The 20,244-nt window shown below is 37.1% G+C and carries 17 protein-coding genes; all 17 read right to left on the bottom strand.

Annotated features, from left to right (window positions below; translation table 11 throughout):
- Positions 1-57 precede the first annotated feature (57 nt).
- On the bottom strand, positions 58-1,917 hold the full coding sequence (gene dnaK / locus AC6UD6_RS02740) for a molecular chaperone DnaK (protein WP_500695585.1): 1,860 nt from the start codon (positions 1,915-1,917) through the stop codon (positions 58-60).
- Between the two features lie 39 nt (positions 1,918-1,956).
- The gene (grpE, locus tag AC6UD6_RS02735) at positions 1,957-2,520 is read right to left on the bottom strand and encodes a nucleotide exchange factor GrpE (protein ID WP_500695584.1); all 564 of its coding nucleotides are present in this window, start codon (positions 2,518-2,520) and stop codon (positions 1,957-1,959) included.
- Between the two features lie 14 nt (positions 2,521-2,534).
- On the bottom strand, positions 2,535-3,578 hold the full coding sequence (gene hrcA / locus AC6UD6_RS02730; RefSeq protein ID WP_500695583.1) for a heat-inducible transcriptional repressor HrcA: 1,044 nt from the start codon (positions 3,576-3,578) through the stop codon (positions 2,535-2,537).
- Between the two features lie 90 nt (positions 3,579-3,668).
- Positions 3,669-4,619 (bottom strand): riboflavin biosynthesis protein RibF, encoded by a 951-nt coding sequence (gene ribF, locus AC6UD6_RS02725; RefSeq protein ID WP_500695582.1) that lies wholly within the window; start codon positions 4,617-4,619, stop codon positions 3,669-3,671.
- A gap of 8 nt (positions 4,620-4,627) precedes the next feature.
- Positions 4,628-5,539: a tRNA pseudouridine(55) synthase TruB gene (gene truB, locus AC6UD6_RS02720; RefSeq protein WP_500695581.1), complete on the bottom strand. Its 912-nt coding sequence runs from the start codon at positions 5,537-5,539 to the stop codon at positions 4,628-4,630.
- A gap of 62 nt (positions 5,540-5,601) precedes the next feature.
- A complete protein-coding gene (gene rbfA / locus AC6UD6_RS02715) occupies positions 5,602-5,955 on the bottom strand; it encodes a 30S ribosome-binding factor RbfA (protein WP_500693838.1) in 354 nt (117 codons plus the stop codon).
- A gap of 21 nt (positions 5,956-5,976) precedes the next feature.
- Positions 5,977-8,490 (bottom strand): translation initiation factor IF-2, encoded by a 2,514-nt coding sequence (infB, locus tag AC6UD6_RS02710; protein ID WP_500695580.1) that lies wholly within the window; start codon positions 8,488-8,490, stop codon positions 5,977-5,979.
- Positions 8,491-8,513: 23 nt separating this feature from the next.
- Entirely contained in the window at positions 8,514-8,813 is a 300-nt protein-coding gene (locus AC6UD6_RS02705; protein WP_500693840.1) for a L7Ae/L30e/S12e/Gadd45 family ribosomal protein, read from the bottom strand.
- A complete protein-coding gene (gene rnpM / locus AC6UD6_RS02700) occupies positions 8,800-9,102 on the bottom strand; it encodes an RNase P modulator RnpM (protein WP_500695579.1) in 303 nt (100 codons plus the stop codon). The genes AC6UD6_RS02705 and rnpM overlap by 14 nt, the downstream gene beginning before the upstream one ends.
- 19 nt (positions 9,103-9,121) lie before the next feature.
- Positions 9,122-10,234, bottom strand: coding sequence for a transcription termination factor NusA (gene nusA, locus AC6UD6_RS02695; RefSeq protein ID WP_500695578.1), 1,113 nt, complete (start codon positions 10,232-10,234; stop codon positions 9,122-9,124).
- 13 nt (positions 10,235-10,247) lie between these two features.
- Complete coding sequence (gene rimP / locus AC6UD6_RS02690) at positions 10,248-10,721, bottom strand: ribosome maturation factor RimP (protein ID WP_500695577.1); 474 nt, start codon at positions 10,719-10,721, stop codon at positions 10,248-10,250.
- 117 nt (positions 10,722-10,838) lie between these two features.
- Positions 10,839-15,149, bottom strand: a complete 4,311-nt coding sequence (locus AC6UD6_RS02685; RefSeq protein ID WP_500695576.1) for a PolC-type DNA polymerase III — start codon at positions 15,147-15,149, stop codon at positions 10,839-10,841.
- 55 nt (positions 15,150-15,204) lie between these two features.
- Positions 15,205-16,911, bottom strand: a complete 1,707-nt coding sequence (locus AC6UD6_RS02680; RefSeq protein WP_500695575.1) for a proline--tRNA ligase — start codon at positions 16,909-16,911, stop codon at positions 15,205-15,207.
- Positions 16,912-16,929: 18 nt separating this feature from the next.
- Positions 16,930-18,201 (bottom strand): RIP metalloprotease RseP, encoded by a 1,272-nt coding sequence (gene rseP, locus AC6UD6_RS02675; protein ID WP_500695574.1) that lies wholly within the window; start codon positions 18,199-18,201, stop codon positions 16,930-16,932.
- A gap of 24 nt (positions 18,202-18,225) precedes the next feature.
- Positions 18,226-19,014: a phosphatidate cytidylyltransferase gene (locus tag AC6UD6_RS02670; protein WP_500693847.1), complete on the bottom strand. Its 789-nt coding sequence runs from the start codon at positions 19,012-19,014 to the stop codon at positions 18,226-18,228.
- Positions 19,015-19,024: 10 nt separating this feature from the next.
- On the bottom strand, positions 19,025-19,762 hold the full coding sequence (gene uppS, locus AC6UD6_RS02665) for an undecaprenyl pyrophosphate synthase (protein ID WP_500693848.1): 738 nt from the start codon (positions 19,760-19,762) through the stop codon (positions 19,025-19,027).
- Positions 19,763-19,815: 53 nt separating this feature from the next.
- Complete coding sequence (locus AC6UD6_RS02660; protein WP_500693849.1) at positions 19,816-20,229, bottom strand: hypothetical protein; 414 nt, start codon at positions 20,227-20,229, stop codon at positions 19,816-19,818.
- Positions 20,230-20,244: the final 15 nt, after the last annotated feature.

Below are 20,244 nucleotides of genomic sequence, written 5' to 3'. Positions count from 1 at the left end.
AGCCCATCAAACTGACTTTAGCTTTTCATCAATTGTTAATAGCCTCAATTGCCACAATTATTTGTTGTCATCATCATGGACTTCATGGTAGTCACCATTAACAGTATTATCATCATTTCCATTAGATGATCCACCGTTAGCATTATTTCCACCTTGTTGTCCTTGATCAGCTTGGCCTTGGTTTTGTTGATACAATTTAACTGCTAATGCTTGAACCTTTTCGTTCAAAGCATCCTTTTTAGTCTTCATTGCATCAGTATCGCCATCTTCTTTAGCTTTTTTGAGTTCGTCTTCAGCATCCTGAGCGGCTTTAATCTCATCATCTGAAACTTTGCCTTTAACATCTTTCAATGTCTTATCAGTCTGGAAGATCAATTGGTCAACTTCATTATCTAGATCAACCTTGTTCTTCTTTTCCTTGTCGGCATCTTCATTTGCTTCGGCTTCTTTCATCATCTTATCGATTTCGTCGTCTGATAGACCATTGGAATCTTTGATGGTGATTTTTTGCTGTTTTCCAGTTCCCTTATCTTTAGCAGAAACATTTACAATTCCGTTTTTATCGATATCAAAGGTAACTTCGATTTGGGGAACACCTCTTGGTGCTGCAGGAATGTCAGTTAATTGGAAACGACCTAATGATTTATCATCAGCAGCCATTGGACGTTCACCTTGCAAAACATGAATGTCAACGGCCGTTTGATTATCAGCAGCAGTTGAGAAAGTCTGTGACTTGGAAGTTGGGATGGTTGTATTTCTATCGATTAACTTAGTGAATACACCACCCATCGTTTCAATACCAAGTGATAGTGGAGTAACATCAAGTAAAACAACGTCTTTAACGTCACCAGTAATTACTCCACCTTGAATAGCTGCACCTAAAGCAACAGCTTCATCGGGGTTGATTGAATGACTTGGTTCTTTACCAGTCCACTTTTGAACTTCCTCTTGAACAGCAGGAATTCTAGTTGAACCACCATTAAGAATTACTTGGTCAATATCACTAGCTGAAAGTCCAGCATCCTTCAAAGCATTGTCTAAAGGAGCTTTAGTCTTTTCAACTAAGTCAGAAGTTAATTCGTTAAACTTAGCACGTGTAAGCGTGGTTTGTAAATGAAGCGGACCATTTTCACCAGAAGAAATAAATGGAAGTGAGATTTCAGTTTGAGTTACACCTGACAAGTCTTTCTTAGCTTTTTCAGCAGCGTCTTTCAAACGTTGTAAAGCCATCTTATCCTTTGAAAGGTCAACCCCATTTTCCTTCTTGAAGTTATCGATTAACCAGTCCATGATTCTCTTATCAAAGTCATCCCCACCTAAGTGAGTATCACCATTAGTTGAAAGAACTTGGAAGACACCGTCACCTAATTCAAGGACGGAAACATCGAAAGTACCTCCACCTAAATCATAAACCAAGATTTTTTCATCTTTATCTTTTTTGTCTAAACCATATGCAAGTGAAGCAGCAGTAGGTTCGTTAATAATTCTCTTAACATCAAGCCCAGCAATTTTACCAGCGTCTTTAGTAGCTTGACGTTGTGCATCATTAAAGTAAGCAGGAACGGTAATAACAGCTTCATTAACAGTGTCACCAATGTAATCTTCCGCATAGCCTTTGATGTACTGAAGAATCATAGCTGAAATTTGTTGTGGAGTATATTCTTTTCCGTTTGCCTTTACTTTGTAACCTTGCTCACCCATGTGACTCTTAATTGATACAACAGTATCTGGGTTAGTAATTTCTTGACGCTTAGCAACTTCACCAACTTGAATCTCACCATCTTTAAAAGCAACTACTGATGGGGTCGTTCTTGATCCTTCTGGATTGGTAATGATTTTTGGTTCATTACCTTCCATAACGGCTGCAGCTGAATTAGTTGTTCCTAAATCAATTCCAATAACTTTATTACTTGCCATAACTTAAACCTTCTTTTTATATATTTAATAACTATTTAATTACTGTGCCACTACTACCATTGCTGGTCTTAAGACCCGATCAGCAATTTTATAACCGCTTTGAAGTACCGATACTACGGTTCCTTTTGGATGTTCATCACTTGGAGCAACCGTTTGAACAGCTTGATGAAAACTAGGATCAAATTCCACTCCATTAGCATTAATTTCCGAAATATCATTATCCTTCAGAGCTTTTTCAAGATGTTGTTGGACCATTTCGATCCCCCTTTTGAGTTGCTTACCGTTTTCGTCAGAAACGTCAACGTCAAGAGCTCTTTTTAAATCATCCATCACAGGCACAACGTCTTTAGCAAGATCTTGTGCACCATACTTTGCTAAATCAGCACGCTCTTTTTTGTTTCGATTTTGAATGTTCTGAATCTCAGCTTCTGCTCGTAAGTAGTTGTCTTGAACTGAATCTAGTTGTTGATTTAGTTCATCAATCTTTTTTGCAGAATCATCCTTTTCGTCCGTTTTGACTTCTTGCTCTGACTTATTCGATTCATCAACCTTTTCCGTTTTATCATCTAAATCTTTACTTTGCTTTTCCTTCTCGCTCGCCATTTTGAACCTCCTTTTTATTTATCATAATTATCATAGTATCCATTGATTCGTTTCTGAAGTTCATCTTTAAACGCATCAACTAGGCCCAAAACCTTAGGATAAGACATTCTGGTAGGGCCAATTACGGCAATCCTACCAACACCATGAATTCCAACATCATAAGTTCCAGAGATAATACTATAATTTTTCAATAAATCATTTCGTAGCTCAGAACCAATCATAACTGAAATGGGTTTGGATTCATTATCTAAAATTTTTGCCATATTCGAGTTATTTCCAAACATTGAATAAAGTGGCTTAATATTTTTTAGATCGTTCTTATCATCCATTGTATCCAATAAATTCATTCTTCCACTAACAAAGAAATGGTCTTTAAGCGATTTATTAATGACGTATTCAAAGGCTCCAACAAAGTTTTCTGAAGAAGTTAAATAGTGTCTAATTTCGTCAGGAATTGTACTTTTAAGTGCCGCTAAAACTTCCGGAATTGTCTTACCAAAAAGCTTGTCATTAACTAAATTAGTTACTTGAAGTAACTTATCTTCATCAATTTGGTGATTAGTTATAAAGGGCTGACTTTCAACTTGCCCATCATTCATCACCATAATTGCCATCACTTGGTGATCGGCTAACTTAATTAGTTGAAAATGTTGTAAAGTTTCGGTATTAGTCTGTTCTGGACTCAAAGTCATCGCGGTATAATCGGTCAAGCTGGACAAAATATCAGCAGATTGTTTAACAATATCATCAATTTGTTGAAATGTTCCTCCCAGAGCATTATGAATCAAACTTTTTTCTTCATTGCCAACCAGTACAGGATTAACCAAATTATCAATGTAATATCGATATCCTTCATTTGAAGGAACTCTTCCAGACGAAGTATGAACTTTTTGAATCAAATTTTGACCACTTAAAACTGCCATCTCATTACGAATGGTAGCCGAACTAACATTCATTGGGAGTTGATCAGCCAAGCGTTTTGATCCAATTGGAACACCATTGTTAGTATAGTCATCAACAATGTACTTTAGAATCATATCTTGTCTCTTTGTGAGCATTCTTACCACCTCTTTTAGCACTCTTTATTATCAAGTGCTAACGTACATTTATACCTTACCAAAGGTATTAAAGAACGTCAAGAAATAAGTTTACTGGTGAGAATTAATGTATTTCTTAAAATAAGATCGGGTGTTACTTTCATCAATTTTTAATTGATCAATCAACGGTTTCCGCCCCTGATATTTGACCTCGTCTCTCATTTTCGATAACCATCTAACTCTGACGTGATTACCATAGATATTTTGATCGAAATCCAAAATATTAATTTCTAAAGTAACTGGATTATCATTTCCAAACGTCTCATTTTTGCCAATTGATGCCATCGCTTTGTACCACGTACCATTAACTTCAAGCTGGACCACATACACCCCAAGTTTGGGCAACTGCTGTTTTGCCGAATACTCAACGTTAGCAGTGGGAAAGCCTAATTCACGACCACGAGCAAATCCATGAACAACCACTCCGTCATTTTCGAATTCATATCCCAAAAGATCGTTAACCGTCTGGATGTGTCCCCGTTCAAGATTTCGACGAATCCTAGTAGAACTAACCTTCTTGTCGTCCATTTCATCAGCTGCCACACTGACTACATCAAATCGCTCCCTGGCATATTGAGGGAGCTCCTTCATGCCCGCATTTTGTTCCCCATAAGTATGATCAAATCCTGCTATAACCGTATCAGCATTCAATCCAATCAAATAATTATCAACGAATTCTTGGGGATTTTGATTTTGAAAAGCAAAGTTGTAATTGATGACATAGACCACATCAACCCCCAGTTGCTCAAATAAATATAATTTACGGTTAAGCGGGGTTAAATAACGTTTTTCATTTCCATCCAACTTCTTGTACACTAACGACGGGTGATGATCATAAGTTAAAATTGCCAAAGGAAGTTTTTTTTGTTTAGCAATTTGTTTAGCTTGATTAATCACTTTTTGATGTCCCAGGTGAACTCCATCAAAAAACCCCATGGCAATGACTTGGGGACGATTTTTTTCGTTCTTATCAAGTGGGTATGATAAATAATTGACTTCCATAATTTCCTCTAATCTAAATCAAACATTTTTTTGGGCTTATAATTATTTTCCTGTTCATTTCTATAATACAAAGCTCGATCAATATTATTATACTTTAAAACTATCACTTCATCTTGACAAGCGATCTCATCAATACTTAAAAAACCGCCATTTTGAACACGATTCCACTGCTCTTTATTAATCACAATAGTCTTAAAATCTTTAAGAGCATGTGAAATTGGAAAAACAACTTTATTGATTTGATTAGAATTCATGGCTTCTTTAATATCTTTAAAAGTTACTGTATCGCAAAGATTAAATCCACCACTTTTAGTCCGAGTTAAACTTGACATCACAGCTGGGATGCCAACTTTTTTTCCAAAATCAGTTGCCAAAGTTCTGATATAAGTTCCCTTTCCACACTTCACCTCAAAATTAAAGGTTTGGGTGTGAGTATCACGATTGTAGGAACTCGCATTGATACGAACAAATTGACTAACGTTAATTTGTCTTTTAGGCCGATCAACTTTCATACCAGCACGTGCGTACTCATATAACCTTCTTCCATTCACTTTAACAGCGGAAAACATGGGAGGAATCTGGGTCGAAATCCCCAAAAATGATTTCAAGACTTCGTCAATTTCTTGATCTGTGATTGGCTGAAAATCAAAATTAGTATCAATAATTTCACCATCTAAATCCTCGGTAGTAGTGGAAAAACCTAACGTAATTGACCCACTATAAACCTTCCCTGATTGCATTAAATAATCAACTACTTTAGTGGCATGGCCCAAACAAATCGGTAAAACTCCATCTACATTAGGATCAAGTGTGCCACTATGGCCCACTCTTTTTTGTCCAATAATGTGTCGAATCTTACTCACACAATCAAAGCTCGTCATTCCCCTAGGCTTATACAAAGGGATAATTCCAGTGACCAATTCACTCACTCCTGTACCATATACGCAAAAAAGACCGGAAATAAATATTTCCAGTCAATTTTTTACTTATTTTTTTTATTTAAATTATCAATCAAACGATCAATCTTACTTCCGTATTGAATGGATCCATCCCGTTCAAAATGAATCTCTGGAGTAACGTAGATACTTAACCGATGACCTAACTCGCCTCGAATTAAACCAGTTGCTTTATCCAAGCCCTTTTGAACCTTTTCTTGTTCAGACTTCTTGTCAGATAAACTACTGTAATAAATCGTAGCTTGTTGCAAATCACCAGTAACTTCAACACCAGTAATAGTTACTCCTTGAACTCGTGGGTCACGAACACGCTTAAGTAAAATATCATCGACTTCTTTTTGAATTTCCTGCTGTAGTCTTCCAACACGATATTGTGCCATGACAATCACTCCTTACGGTATCTACTTAGGTTGGACTTCTTTCATGTGGTATGCTTCGACTTTATCTCCAACTTTAATGTCATTATAGTTTTCAATCGTTAAACCACACTCAAAGCCTTGTTTAACCTCTTTAACATCATCTTTAAAACGCTTTAGACTACCAAGCTCTCCATCATAAATCACAACATTATCTCTAATCAGACGAACTTTGCTATCACTTTTTACGTACCCATCAAGAACCATTCCACCAGCAATCGTTCCAACTTTAGAAGCTTTATAAATTTGTCTTACTTCGACATTACCAGTAACTTCTTCTTCATAAGTTGGATCAAGCATGCCTTTCATTGCAGCTTCCACGTCATCAATGGCGTTATAGATAACTTGATAAAGACGAATATCAACCTTATCAGTTTCAGATTGAGCTTTAGCTTGCGGAGTAGGACGGACATTAAAACCAATGATGATGGCATTACTTGCTTCAGCAAGTGCAACATCACTTTCGTTCACCGCACCAACAGAGGCATGAATAACGTTAACCTTAACTCCCTCAACATCGATTTTTTTGAGGCTTCCAGCTAAGGCTTCCACTGATCCTTGTACATCAGCTTTAATAATTACGTTAACCTGTTTCATATCTTCTTGTTTCATTGAATCAAACAAGTTATCAAGAGTAACACGGTTATTTTGCTTCCGTTCTTCGATTTGGGCTTCTTTAGCTCGTTCTTCTCCAGCAGCACGAGCAGTCTTTTCGTCATTAAAGACAACAAAACGATCACCGGCTTCAGGAACATCATTTAACCCCGTAATTTCAACTGGAGTTGATGGTTTAGCATTCTTGATTTCTTTCCCGTTCTCATTAGTCATGGTTCGAACTCGACCAAAAGTGTCACCAACAACGATTGGATCCCCAACGTGCAAAGTTCCTTGTTGAACCAAAAGGGTAGCAACAGGACCCTTACCCTTATCCAATCTTGCTTCAACGACTGAGCCAGCTCCATTTTGTTTTGGATTAGCCTTAAGTTCAAGCACATCGGACTGAAGTAAAATCATATTTAACAATTCATCAACATTAGTTCCATTTTTAGCAGAAATATCAACAAAAATCGTATCTCCACCAAAATCTTCAGGAACCAATCCATAGTTCATCAATTGCTCTTTAACATGTTGTGGATTGGCATTCGGTTTATCAATTTTATTAACTGCCACAATAATTGGAGTTCCCGCTGCTTTAGCATGATCAATTGCTTCAACAGTCTGTGGCATAACACCATCATCAGCTGCCACTACCAAAACAGTCACATCGGTAATGTCAGCACCACGAGCTCTCATGGCAGTAAAAGCAGCATGTCCTGGAGTATCAAGGAAGGTAATGGTCTTATCGCCATGTTTTAACTGATAAGCACCGATAGCTTGAGTAATTCCACCGGCTTCACCTGCTGTAATGTGTGAATGACGAAGATAATCTAGTAACGTGGTTTTACCATGATCAACGTGTCCCATGATGGTAACAACGGGTGGACGGCTTTCTTGGTAATCGGTGTTATGCTCTTCTTCATTAAAGAACTTGTCAATATCTGATACATTAACATTTTCTTTTTCTTTAGCTTCGATCCCATAATCGGTGGCAAGAAGTTCAATGGCATCCTTATCCAAGGATTGATTCTGATTAACCATCATTCCCAGCATAAATAATTTTTTAACAATCTCTGCTGGTTCCCGATGCAGTAACTTACCAAGATCCTGCGCATTCATACCATCCTGATAGATTAAAACTTTAGGTAATGGACGACTCTTACGGGTTGGCGCCGCATTCTTTTTGTGATTCTGACGAATTCGTTGATTCTTAGAATACATATTATAACGATTATCGCGACGCTTATTACGCTTCTTGCCCTTTTTATTTTTGTTGCGGTTCAAACTACCACCAAATTTTCCACTTCCGTTATTATGTGGCTTAGAAGTATTATTAACCGGCTTCTTGCTTGCACTATTTGCAGTTGCGGGACGATTACTATTCGCATGGGTCGCACTTTGACTATTATTCGTGTGCGAATGTTGACTATTTTGATGATTGTTGTGATTAAAATGATTACTTGAATTCTGATTCCGGTGCTGACCACTAGTATGAACACCATTGCTATGAGCATTTTCTGGACGCTGATTACTTGTTTTCCCATTATTTTGATGTTTATTTACTTGTTTATGTTCAGAATTACTTGGTCGATGCTGATTGTTAGAATGATTGCTTCTACCAAAATGATTGTTATTCTGACCATTTTCATGTTTTGCAGTATTGTGACCATTACTTCCGTTATGGGAGTCAGCAGTCTTTTTTGCTGGAGCATGCCGTTGTTCACTTCCACTGGTCGCTTTCTGACTATTCTTAAGCGCGCCTCGGACGGTCTTCTCCTGATTTGAATCAAGCGATGACATATGGTTTTTAACCGTAAAACCATTTGACTTAGCAGTGTCAATCACACGTTTACTAGGTATATTAAGCTCTTTGGCTAATTCATAAATTCTTTTTTTGGCCATATAATCACACTCCTTTACTTGTATTATTTTAATTCTTTAAATTTTTTCGAAAATCCTTTATCCTTAATCGCTACGATTGATCGTTTCATCCCAATCGCGTCGCTAAGATCATCTTTAAGCATACCAGTATTAACTGGAACTTCATAGAATTTACTTTTATCGAGAAACTTCTTTTTGGTACTTGCACCACAGTCTGATGCAATAAACAGGTAATTAATCTGTCCCTTTTTAATTGCATTCAAGACAATCCCCTCACCTGAGATTATTTTACCAGCTCGTCTTGCAATTCCCAATAAGTTTAAGACTTTATTATAATTTGTCATTATCAATCAATTCCTGTCGAGCCTGCTTATGGTCGACGTAACTAATAAGTTCATCATAAAAATCATTTGTTAAAGTTACATCAAAAACTTGATCAAGGATTTTATCCCGCTTGGCTTTTTTGGCAATTGTTACGTCAATTTTTACGTAAGCTCCTCGACCAGATTTTTTCCCAGTTGGATCGACTGACACATTACCCTCTTTATCACGAACAATTCTTACTAATTGTCGTTTAGGTGCCATTTCACCCGACACCACATCTTTTCGCATTGGCACTTTTCTTTTTCTCATAACAGTACCTCCTCAAAAATTATTCCTCGTTTTCGTCTTCATTTGATGAAACATCATCAGTAGAATGATTATCTTCACTGTCACTTTCGTCAGTGCCATCCATTTCTGATTCGGATTTAATGTCAATCTTGTATCCAGTCAGTCTAGCGGCTAACCGTGCGTTCTGACCACGTTTCCCAATTGCTAACGACAACTGATCGTCTGGAACAACAACGGTACAAGAACGATCGTCTCCATCTTTAAAAATAACGTCAATAACGTCAGCGGGTTTCAATGCATTGGCAATGTACTCAGCTGGATTCTCATCCCATTGGACAATGTCCATATTTTCTCCACCAAGTTCATTTACAATTGTTTGCACTCTGGTTCCTCTAGGTCCAACACTAGTTCCCACTGGATCAATATCAGAACTATTAGAACGAACAGCCACCTTAGCACGGTCGCCGGCCTCCCTTGCAATCGAGACAATTTCAACTGTTCCATCATAAATTTCGGGAACTTCTTGTTCAAAGAGTCGTTTTAGCATTCCAGGTGCAGTTCGACTTACAAAAATTTGTGGTCCCTTTGAGGAATTTTCAACGTTTGTAACATACACTTTTAACTTGTCCTGTGGACGATAAGTTTCATTTGGCATCTGATCATTTTTAGCCATCACGGCCTCAACTTGACCAAGGTTCATATACACAAAACGACTATCTTGACGTTCTACTTCAGCAGTTACAAGTTCATCTTGATACTTACTGTACTTGTCATAAACGGTCTCACGTTCAGCTTCACGAACCCTTTGAGTAATAACTTGTTTAGCGGTTTGGGCAGCAATTCTTCCAAAGTTCTTTGGTGTAACTTCAAATTTAATTTCGTCACCAAGTTCGTATCCTTTATTAATCTTTAAAGCTTCATCCAAACTAACTTCCAAACGTTGATCTTCCACTTTATCAACGACTTTTTTGACGGCGTATACATGGATACTTCCAGTTTTTTCGTCGAAGTTAACTTCGACGTTCTGAGCCTGATCAAAGTTACGTTTGTAAGCCGAAGACAATGCTGCTTCTAAGGCATCGATCACAACCTCTTTTTTTACGCCCTTTTCTTTTTCAAGTTGATCAAGCGCACTTACTAATTCTTTACTCATTTTAATCTCCTAACTAAAATTCAATTGCTAATCTAGCTTTTGAAATTAATTTTCGCGGAATTTCAAGTTCACTAATTCGCGTTTTATCTTTAATTGCTAACGTTAATTTATCATCATCAACACTTTTGAGGGTTCCCTCAAAAGACTTTTTCCCATTGAGTTTTTGATATAAAGAAACGTGGATATAATCACCAATTGCATTTTGATAATCAGACTCCCGTTTTAATGGCCGTTCGGCACCTGGCGAAGACACCTCTAAGAAGTATGGTTCGTCAAATGGATCTGGATCCAATTCATCAAGTTTTTCACTTAACTGATCACTAACCAAAACACAGTCATCCAAACTAATTCCTTGGTCTTTATCAATATAAACTCGCAAATACCAGCTTCCACCCTCTTGAACATACTCAATGTCATAAAGGTAAAAATTGTTATCATCTAAAATCGGTTGAACGGTTTTAGTAACTCTATCAATAACTTCGCTCAAATACTTTACCTCCTAAAAAATACCAATAAAAAGAGCGAGCATCCCTGCTCACTCATCAGAAGAGTTTATTATTACTGATATAACTATACCATATAACCCAAATAATATCAAAAAGCCCTAGATATCAAACAGACTTAACTGATTTTCATCGGGTAATTCACTTAAGACTCCATTTTGGGTCATAAATTCAATAATGGTTTTGGAAACTTTACCACGTTTAGCAAGATCTTCCTTTGAAATAAATGGCTTATCTTCTCGAGCCGCCACGATTTGTTTAGCAACGTTTAAACCTAATCCAGGAATTGCTCGAAATGGTGCGATTAATTTTTTACCATCAATTAACCACTCAGAAGCGTCCGAACGATTAATGTCGACCATCTCAAATTCATAGCCCCGCTCCAACATTTCATTGGCAATTTCCAAAACAGTCAAAAGATTTTTCTCTTTAGTGGATGCTTCGGTCCCTTTATCGTTGATTGCCTTAATGCTTGATTTAACTGCTTCTTTTCCATGACTCATAGCCACAATGTCAAAATCATCAGCCCGAACAGAAAAGTAAGCGGCATAGTAAACGAGTGGAAAATAGACTTTAAAGTAAGCCACTCTTAGTGCCATTAACACATAAGCAGCCGCATGAGCTCGCGGAAACATATACTTAATCTTTAAACAAGAATCAATGTACCACTGCGGAACACCAACGTCTGTCATTTTATCCTGCCACTCATTCTTAATTCCACGACCATGTCTAACTTGTTCCATGACCTGAAATGAGGTTTCTGAATCTAACCCCCAGTTAATCAAGTCGGTCATGATATTATCACGACATCCAATCACATTCGCAATGGTAGCCGTCCCATCCTTAATCAGTTCTTCAGCATTTCCTAACCAAACATCGGTCCCGTGTGACAACCCAGAGATTTGCAATAATTCAGAAAAATTACTTGGTTTAGTTTCTTCAAGCATTCCCCGCACAAAACGCGTCCCAAATTCAGGAATTCCAAGTGTCCCTGTCTTTGAAAAAATTTGTTCAGGACTCACACCAAGAATCTTAGGACTAGCAAACAATGACATCACACCCGGATCATCCATTGGAATCGTTGTCGGATCAACTCCTGATAAATCTTGAAGCATTCTGATCATCGTTGGATCATCATGTCCCAAAATATCAATTTTTAAAATATTATCATGGATGGAATGAAAGTCAAAATGAGTCGTTTTCCATGCCGCATTTTGATCTTCGGCCGGATATTGTATTGGAGTGAAATCATAAATATCCATGTAATCTGGAACAACAATGATTCCTGCCGGATGCTGTCCAGTAGTTCTTTTAACACCAGTTGCACCCTTAGAAAGTCGATCAATTTCAGCATTTCGAAAACGTTTGCCGGTGTCCCGTTCATAAGCCTTTACGTATCCGTAAGCTGTTTTATCAGCAACGGTTCCAATTGTTCCGGCCCGATATACATTCTTTTCACCGAACAGAACCTTGGTATAATTATGCGCAATTGGCTGGTAGTCTCCAGAAAAGTTTAAATCAATATCCGGGACCTTATTTCCCTTAAATCCTAAGAAAGTTTCAAAGGGGATGTTGTGCCCATCACCAACCATAACTGTTCCACACCTTGGACACTTTTTATGTGGTAAATCAAATCCAGAACTATATTCACCTTTAGTGAAAAATTGCGAGTACTGACATTTAGGACAACGATAATGGGGAGGAAGTGGATTAACTTCAGTAATTCCAGACATAGTGGCAACTAAACTCGATCCAACTGAGCCCCTAGAACCTACTAAATATCCATCCTTGTTACTTTTAGAAACTAATCTTTGAGCAATTAAATAAATAACAGAGAAGCCGTTTCCAATGATACTTTTCAGTTCCTTATCAAGACGCTTCTGGACAATTTCAGGAAGCGGATTGCCATACAAACGATGCGCTGTATTCATCGTTCGATCTCTAATTTCGTCCTTAGCACCCTCCATTTTTGGTGTATACAACTTGTCTTTTAAGGGTTTTACATCATCAATTTCGGAAGCAATTTTATTAGTATTATCAACTACAATTTCTTCAGCTTTATCTTCACCCAGAAAATTAAAATCTTTCAACATTTCATCAGTGGTCCGAAAATGGAGATCGGGTAATTCTTGGCGATTCAGTGGGTTAGCTCCACCTTGAGAATTAATCAAGATCTTACGATAAATATAATCATGAGGATCAAGATAGTGAGCGTCACCAGTTGCTACTAACGGAATATCTAGCTCATGGGCAATTTCATACATATTACTAATAATTTCTTGTAACTTACCCCGATCACTAATTAATCCCTGATCGATTAGTGGCTGATACGCTGCTTGAGGTTGAACTTCAAGATAATCGTAAAACTTAGCCTTATCAAGCGCCTCTTTTTTACCCTTTTGCATCATCGCCGTAAACACTTCACCGCTTGAACAGGCCGATCCAATCAATAGGCCATCCCGAAACTTCTTAAGCTGACTCCTAGGAATTCGAGGAACCCGATAATAATAATCAACATGAGCAAGTGACACCAGTTTAAACAGATTCTTTAAACCAGCTTGAGTTTTCGCCAGGATAATCGCATGGAATGGACGAGCATGCTTATAAGCATCATGTTCCTCCATATGATCATTAAGCTGATCGTGATACTGAATGTTATATTTATCTTCAGCCTCTTTTAAAAAAAGATAATTTAAATGACCAGTTGATTCTGCATCATAAATCGCACGGTGATGGTGCTCTAATGAAACGTCAAACTTTTTAGCTAACGTGTTTAATCGATAACTCTTAAAATTAGGATACAGAAAACGTGCCAACGTCAAAGTATCAATAATTGGATTACTAATCCGACTCATGTCATGGCGTTCGTAACCAGTATTCATGAACCCAATATCAAAAGTAACGTTATGTCCTACAATGATTGCATCACCACAAAACTCACGGAACAACTTAAAGACTTCTTCTTCAGACTTAGAACCAGCCACCATATCATTGGTAATTGAAGTTAAATTGGTAGTTTGTTCAGACAATGGGAAACCAGGATCAATAAACTCCTCAAACTGTTCAATCACATTGTTATTTTGCATCTTTACAGCCGAAAGTTCGATAACCTTATCGTAAATTGCTGATAAACCAGTGGTTTCAACGTCAAAGACAACGTATGTAGCATCCTTTAAAGCAACATGTTTATCGTTATAAGCAATTGGTTCACCATCATCAACGACATTTGCTTCCATTCCATAAATCATTTTAATATCGTTATCAACTGCAGCATGATAGGCATCCGGAAAGGCTTGCACGTCGTCGTGATCAGTAATGGCAATTGCGGGATGACCCCATTTTTTGGTGCGACTAACATAATCACTAATCGAATTAGTAGCGTCCATCTGGCTCATGTTAGAGTGTAAGTGCAGCTCAACCCTTTTTTTATTTTCAGGGGCAGTATCTTTTCTTTCTTCGTGTTTAATTGGATTAATATCATAAGCATTAAGTGTCAATTCATGAGAGTAGTTATCTTCTTGAATGCTTCCACGGACTTTAACCCAATCTCCTACATTTAATGATGCAAATTCTTGTTCTTCGTCATCATTTTTGGAGAATTTTTTAACAACAATTGACGAAGAATAATCAGTAACCTTTAAAATCATCAATTGGCGGCCAGATCGTAATGATCGAATTTCTTTATCAAAAACATATCCACTAACCACGGCGGAACGTTCCTCTTCGGTTATGTCCACCATCTTAGTAATATCAACATCATCTTTGATTTTCTTTCCAATCATTTTAGAATGCTTACTTGGATGTGATTTGCCTGAGGAATTCTTTAGAGCCTGCATCGCCTTTTGAGCCAACTCAACGTCACGTTGTTGTTTCTTTTTCTTTAAATCATCTATTTTTTCTTGAGATGCTGTAGTATCAATCATGGTATGAATGGAAAATTTAGGAAATCCAACTCTTTGATAAGTTGATTCAATTGGTCCCAAAGCATTACCATTTAAAAAATCTTTGACGATTTCATTTTCAGCAAGAAAGGTAACTCGGTCATCAATCAGTTTTGGTAAATTATTATTACATAATTCATGCGTTAAATTTGAAGTAATTCCAGCGTGATTTACAACCCATTGCCAATAGTCACCAAGCTTACGATTATCAAAACCACTATTCTTAGTTTTAATCTCGAAATCTACCTTAGCAATCCCATCGAAGGCCACACCCAAATGATGAACAAATTCTATAAACTTTTCGTAAGGCATAATCTCTGGTAGTACCAAATGAAAATGCCATCGATTTGATTTCTGATGGACATCGATTTTGTCAATTTCAGCATTTTGAAAGTAAGATTGATCAGCTGAATCTTCTAATTTAATTTGCTGAAGTAATTTACTAAATAATTCTTTTTTATTTAAACTCACTTTGATCCTCTCTTTCATTAGTTTAAAAAAGACCAGTTAAAACCTGGTCTTTAATTTAAATCTCTTTAGACAAAATATCAATTGTATTACTTAAATCATCTTGTTTAGTCTCAATCGTTTCGCCAGTTTTACGAATTTTAACTTCTACAATTCCTTCATCCGCCTTTTTGCCGATTGTAACCCGAATTGGAATTCCAATAAGATCAGAATCAGCAAACTTAACCCCGGCACGTTCCTTACGATCATCAACCAAAACAGATAGTCCTTTTGATTCCAATTCTTTTTCAATTGAAGATGTCATCTCTAATTGCTCATCATTTTTAACATTCGTTGGGATAACATGAACATCATATGGAGCAATTTCTTTTGGCCAAACTAATCCATTTTGATCAGCTTGCTGCTCTGAAACTGCCGACAACAAACGACTGACACCAATTCCATATGAGCCCATGACAACCGGGATATTACGACCATTCTGATCGAGAATATCAGCACCCAATGTTTTGGAATATCGTGTTCCCAATTTGAAAATATGACCAATTTCAATTCCCTTGGTAAACTTCAATACTCCGCTACCATCAGGAGAAATGTCTCCTTCTTTAACTAAATGAAAATCCCCAAAGTCTTTTACTTGGTAATCACGGTCGTAATTAACGTTTTTATAATGCTTCCCGTTTTTGTTAGCCCCAGTAACACCATTACTAATACCTTTAACATACTGATCAGCATAAACAGAAACGTCATCTGGAACATTAATTGGTCCAACCGATCCAGGTTTAACGTCTAAGTATTTAGAAACCTCAGTTGGGCTAGCAAGTTCTGCCGAATCAGCATCAAAATAATTCTTAACCTTTGTTGGATTAATTTTTTGGTCTCCCCGAATCAAAATCATTACTGGCTTACCATCAACGATATAAAGTAAACTTTTAATAATCTGATCTTTTTCAACATCAAAGAACTTACTAACTTGATTAATGTTATTAACATCTGGAGTGTCAACTAATTCCAAATCATTTAATTCTTGATGTCCCTTTTGATCAACAAACATATTCGTTGCCATCTCCAGATTAGCAGCATAATCACTATCATCCGAATAGACAATCGTATCTTCACCAACCGCAGCAGGAGCAGAAAATTCTTTTGAATCGGAGCCACCCATTGACCCAGAATCACCAATGATGGTCCGATAATTTAACCCAATCCGGTCAAAAATTCTCTGAAACGCTGCTTCCATTTGTTTATAAATCTTATCCAAATCATCATCATCTTCAGAAAAGGAATAGACATCGAGCATAATAAACTCTCGACTACGCAACAATCCATAACGTGGCCGATCTTCATCACGATACTTAGGTTGAATTTGATATAAAATTAAAGGAAGCTTTTTATATGATTTGATATTATTTTTAATTAGATCTGTAAAAGTTTCTTCATGTGTAGGACCTAAAATAAAATCCGTATCATGTCGATTTTTAAATTTAAATAGTTCGGGACCATAAGTGTCATATCTACCCGAATCTTTCCATAATTTAGCTGGAATAACTGCGGGCATCAACATTTCTGCTGCATCGGTTTTATCTAATTCTTCACGAACAATTTTTTTGATGTTTTCAAGCACGCGATATGCCAGTGGTAAATATGCATACATACCTGCCGAAACCTGCCTAACGAATCCAGATCGAACTAGCATTTTATGACTAAGAGCTTCAGCTCCCGCTGGATCTTGTTTTAAAGTTGGTATCAATAATTTTGACTGTTTCATTTTATAACCCCTAAAGTTTTATCGAATAAAGTATCGCTCAATATCATTCCAAGTTACCAGTACCATCAATACTATCAGAATGGCAAAACCAATGAGCGTAATGATCGTTTCCGTTTTTTCCGAAACTGGTTTTCTTCTAATTGCTTCCACAATATTTAATAATATTTTACCACCATCCAAGGCTGGAATTGGTAACACATTTACAATGGCTAAATTAATGGATAAAAATGCTAAAAAGCTCAACAGTCCTAAAAAACCGCCCTTGGATGCGTTAGACGTCTCCGCAAAAATGGCAACTGGACCACCTAAGTCATTTAAAGAAAAATGGGTAAACATTGAACCCAACACACCAAACAATTCAGTTGTCATATCCCAGGTTCGAGTAAATCCAGAAAACAACTTAGCTGAAAAACTAGTGTCCATCGCCTGCTGAACTCCAATCATACCAACTTTTTGCTTCTGAATGGTTTTGGCTTCAGTCGTCATTGAAATATTTTTAACTTTTCCATCATGCTTAACCGTTAAAGTTACTTTTTTATCTGGGCGCTTCTGAATCAACGTGCCGATATCATTCCACGTGTTGGTTTTGTGACCATCAACAGCCAAAATATTACTATTATTTTGCAGACCAGCTTTTTTCGCAATTGAAACTTGTGGCGACAGGTTAACCTTGTTTGAGTTATTAGGAACTCCACCTTGCATGAAGGACAAAAGCATAAATGCCAAAATTGCCAAGACAACGTTGTTAAAAATTCCCGCGCAATTTACCAAAAGTCGTTTATACAAAGGTGCTGACTGAAATTGAACGTCAACCGGCGCGATTTGAACCTCGATCCCATCTTTTTCAATAATAGTAGCATCGTGATCAACAGAAAACTTTTTTTTCTCAGAATCATCACCATTTTCGTATCCTTCAATCCAGAGACCCCCTTCTAGATCGGATCCCGACACATCTAGTGGTATTCCTTGAAACAGTTGGCTTTTATTACTCAAATCAATTCTAGTAACAACACCTTTGCTATTAGTTTGAAGCCGAACTGGAGTCCCTGGCTGAATTTCTTCATCCTCATCATCACTACTTCCAGCCATTCGAACATATCCACCAATAGGCAGTAATCGTAGTGTATAAGTCGTGTGATTATGTCGATAGTAAAACAACTTGGGACCCATTCCAATCGAAAATTCACGGACCATGATTCCTGACATTTTAGCCACGATAAAATGACCAAATTCATGAACAAAAACTAATATTCCAAAAATGATTATGAAACTAATGATTGTAATTAACAATAAAGACCCAGTCCCTTCCAGATATTACACAATTCCAAATAAATGTAGTAGTGGTAGAACAAATAATAAACTATCGAATCGATCTAATATTCCACCGTGGCCTGGCAAAATCTTGCCGGAATCCTTAACTCCATAATAACGCTTTAAAGCTGACTCAACTAAATCACCAAATTGACCAAAAATGGAAAGAACAATCGTAATAAAGAACATACTTACAGTACCAATCCCATCAATTGGGAAAAAGCAGACAAAGATTGTACACAAAATGGCTGCTAGTGCTGTACCGCCAATCGATCCCTCCCAAGTCTTATTAGGAGAAATATGAGGTGCCAATTTGTGCTTTCCAAATGCCCTTCCAAAAAAGTAGGCACCAGAATCAGTTAACCACACAATAAACAGAGCGTACAACAGGGTTGTTAATCCATCAGTCCGGGCTTCAATAAAGTAATGAAATCCAAACCCAATGTACAAAATTGCCAAGGTAAAGACCCCAGCGTCATCAAAATTGAACTTATTTTTAGAAAATACGGTAAATAACATCAATAACATTATTAAAATGTAAATTGCAAATGGAGGCTTAATCCACAATGGTAAAAATGATAACCAGTTTGTCGGGATAATCATAGCAATTGTCGCAACAAACGCAATTAGTGTCTCTGGAGACACTAAAAGTCGTTTTTTCATAATAAAAATTTCTGCTAGAGCAATCAAACCTAACACGATAGCGGCTAAATCAATCCATATTCCACCAGCAATGATAATCGGTATAAAAATAATCAAAGCAATAACCGCTGTGATAATTCTCTGCTTCATAATAAATCTCCTATTTTGCGTCCAAACCACCAAATCGACGGTGACGCTGTTGAAATTGTATAATTGTTTTTTCTAGATCGGCAGGTGTGAAATCAGGCCAGTACTGATCAACAAACTCTAATTCACTGTACGCAATTTGCCATAACAAAAAATTAGAAATCCGTTCTTCACCACTAGTTCGAATCAATAAATCAGGATCAGAATATTCACCCAAAAAAGCGGTCATCAAATGATCTGAAATTGTCTGATCAGAAATTTCATCAACATTTATATTACCCCTTTTTACATTTTGCGCAATTTCCTTAACGCCACGCACAATCTCGTCACGACTACCGTAATTTAAAGCAAAATTCAAAACCATCCCGGTACAATCCTTAGTATCATCAATTGCGTCATAAACTGCTTTTTGGGTTCTTTTAGGTAATCCAGAAATGTCACCAATTGTCGTAACCTTAACATTGTGTTTAATGAGGCTCGGAACAAAATCATCAAAAAATTTAGCTGGCAAACTCATCAAGTAGCCAACTTCCTTTGCGGGTCGCTTCCAGTTTTCCGTAGAGAATGCGTATAACGTTAATACTTTAACCCCAAGATTACTTGCTTTGGTAGTAATATCTTTTACTACTTCCATTCCGCGTTTATGGCCAGCAATTCTAGGTAAGTGTCTTTTTTTTGCCCAGCGCCCGTTTCCATCCATAATTATTGCAATATGATTAGGAATGTTTTTTATATCCAGTTCGTTAGTCATTTGAGTACCTCAATACTTTTACATAAATAAAGGATGAGAGAATCCTCATCCTTTTACTTTACTAATTTCCATTCTCCACGACCTGCGTCAACCAAAGTATTAAAATACTTTAAAATCTTATTAGCGTCTTCTGGGCTCTGTTCCCCGAGTTGATTCAATCCCTCACCCGTTGGGATTGGCTCTGACAGATCTGTAATCTCGTTTCCATTCTCAATCGTCGCTTTTGAGAAAGCAATAATCCAGTCATTTTCGATCAAGGGAGAAACTACAAAAAATAAGTTAAAGTCATCATTAATATAAGCGGGCATCACGTACACATTATCTTGAATTTTCTGTAATTGATTACCATCATAGTCCAGTGCACGCAGGTTCCCTTCGTTAACTGGCTGTTTCAAACGAAATGCCATGTGATCAAACTCAGGTGTGCCCGGTGTTACTTCTTTTTCGTTATCATTATCATCAGCCATTAGAAAAACTCCTCA

The sequence above is a fragment of the Fructilactobacillus sp. X8R2C1 genome (assembly GCF_059900955.1).
Note: the sequence above shows the minus strand (reverse complement) of the source record. Positions and strands in the feature narration are given on the sequence as shown.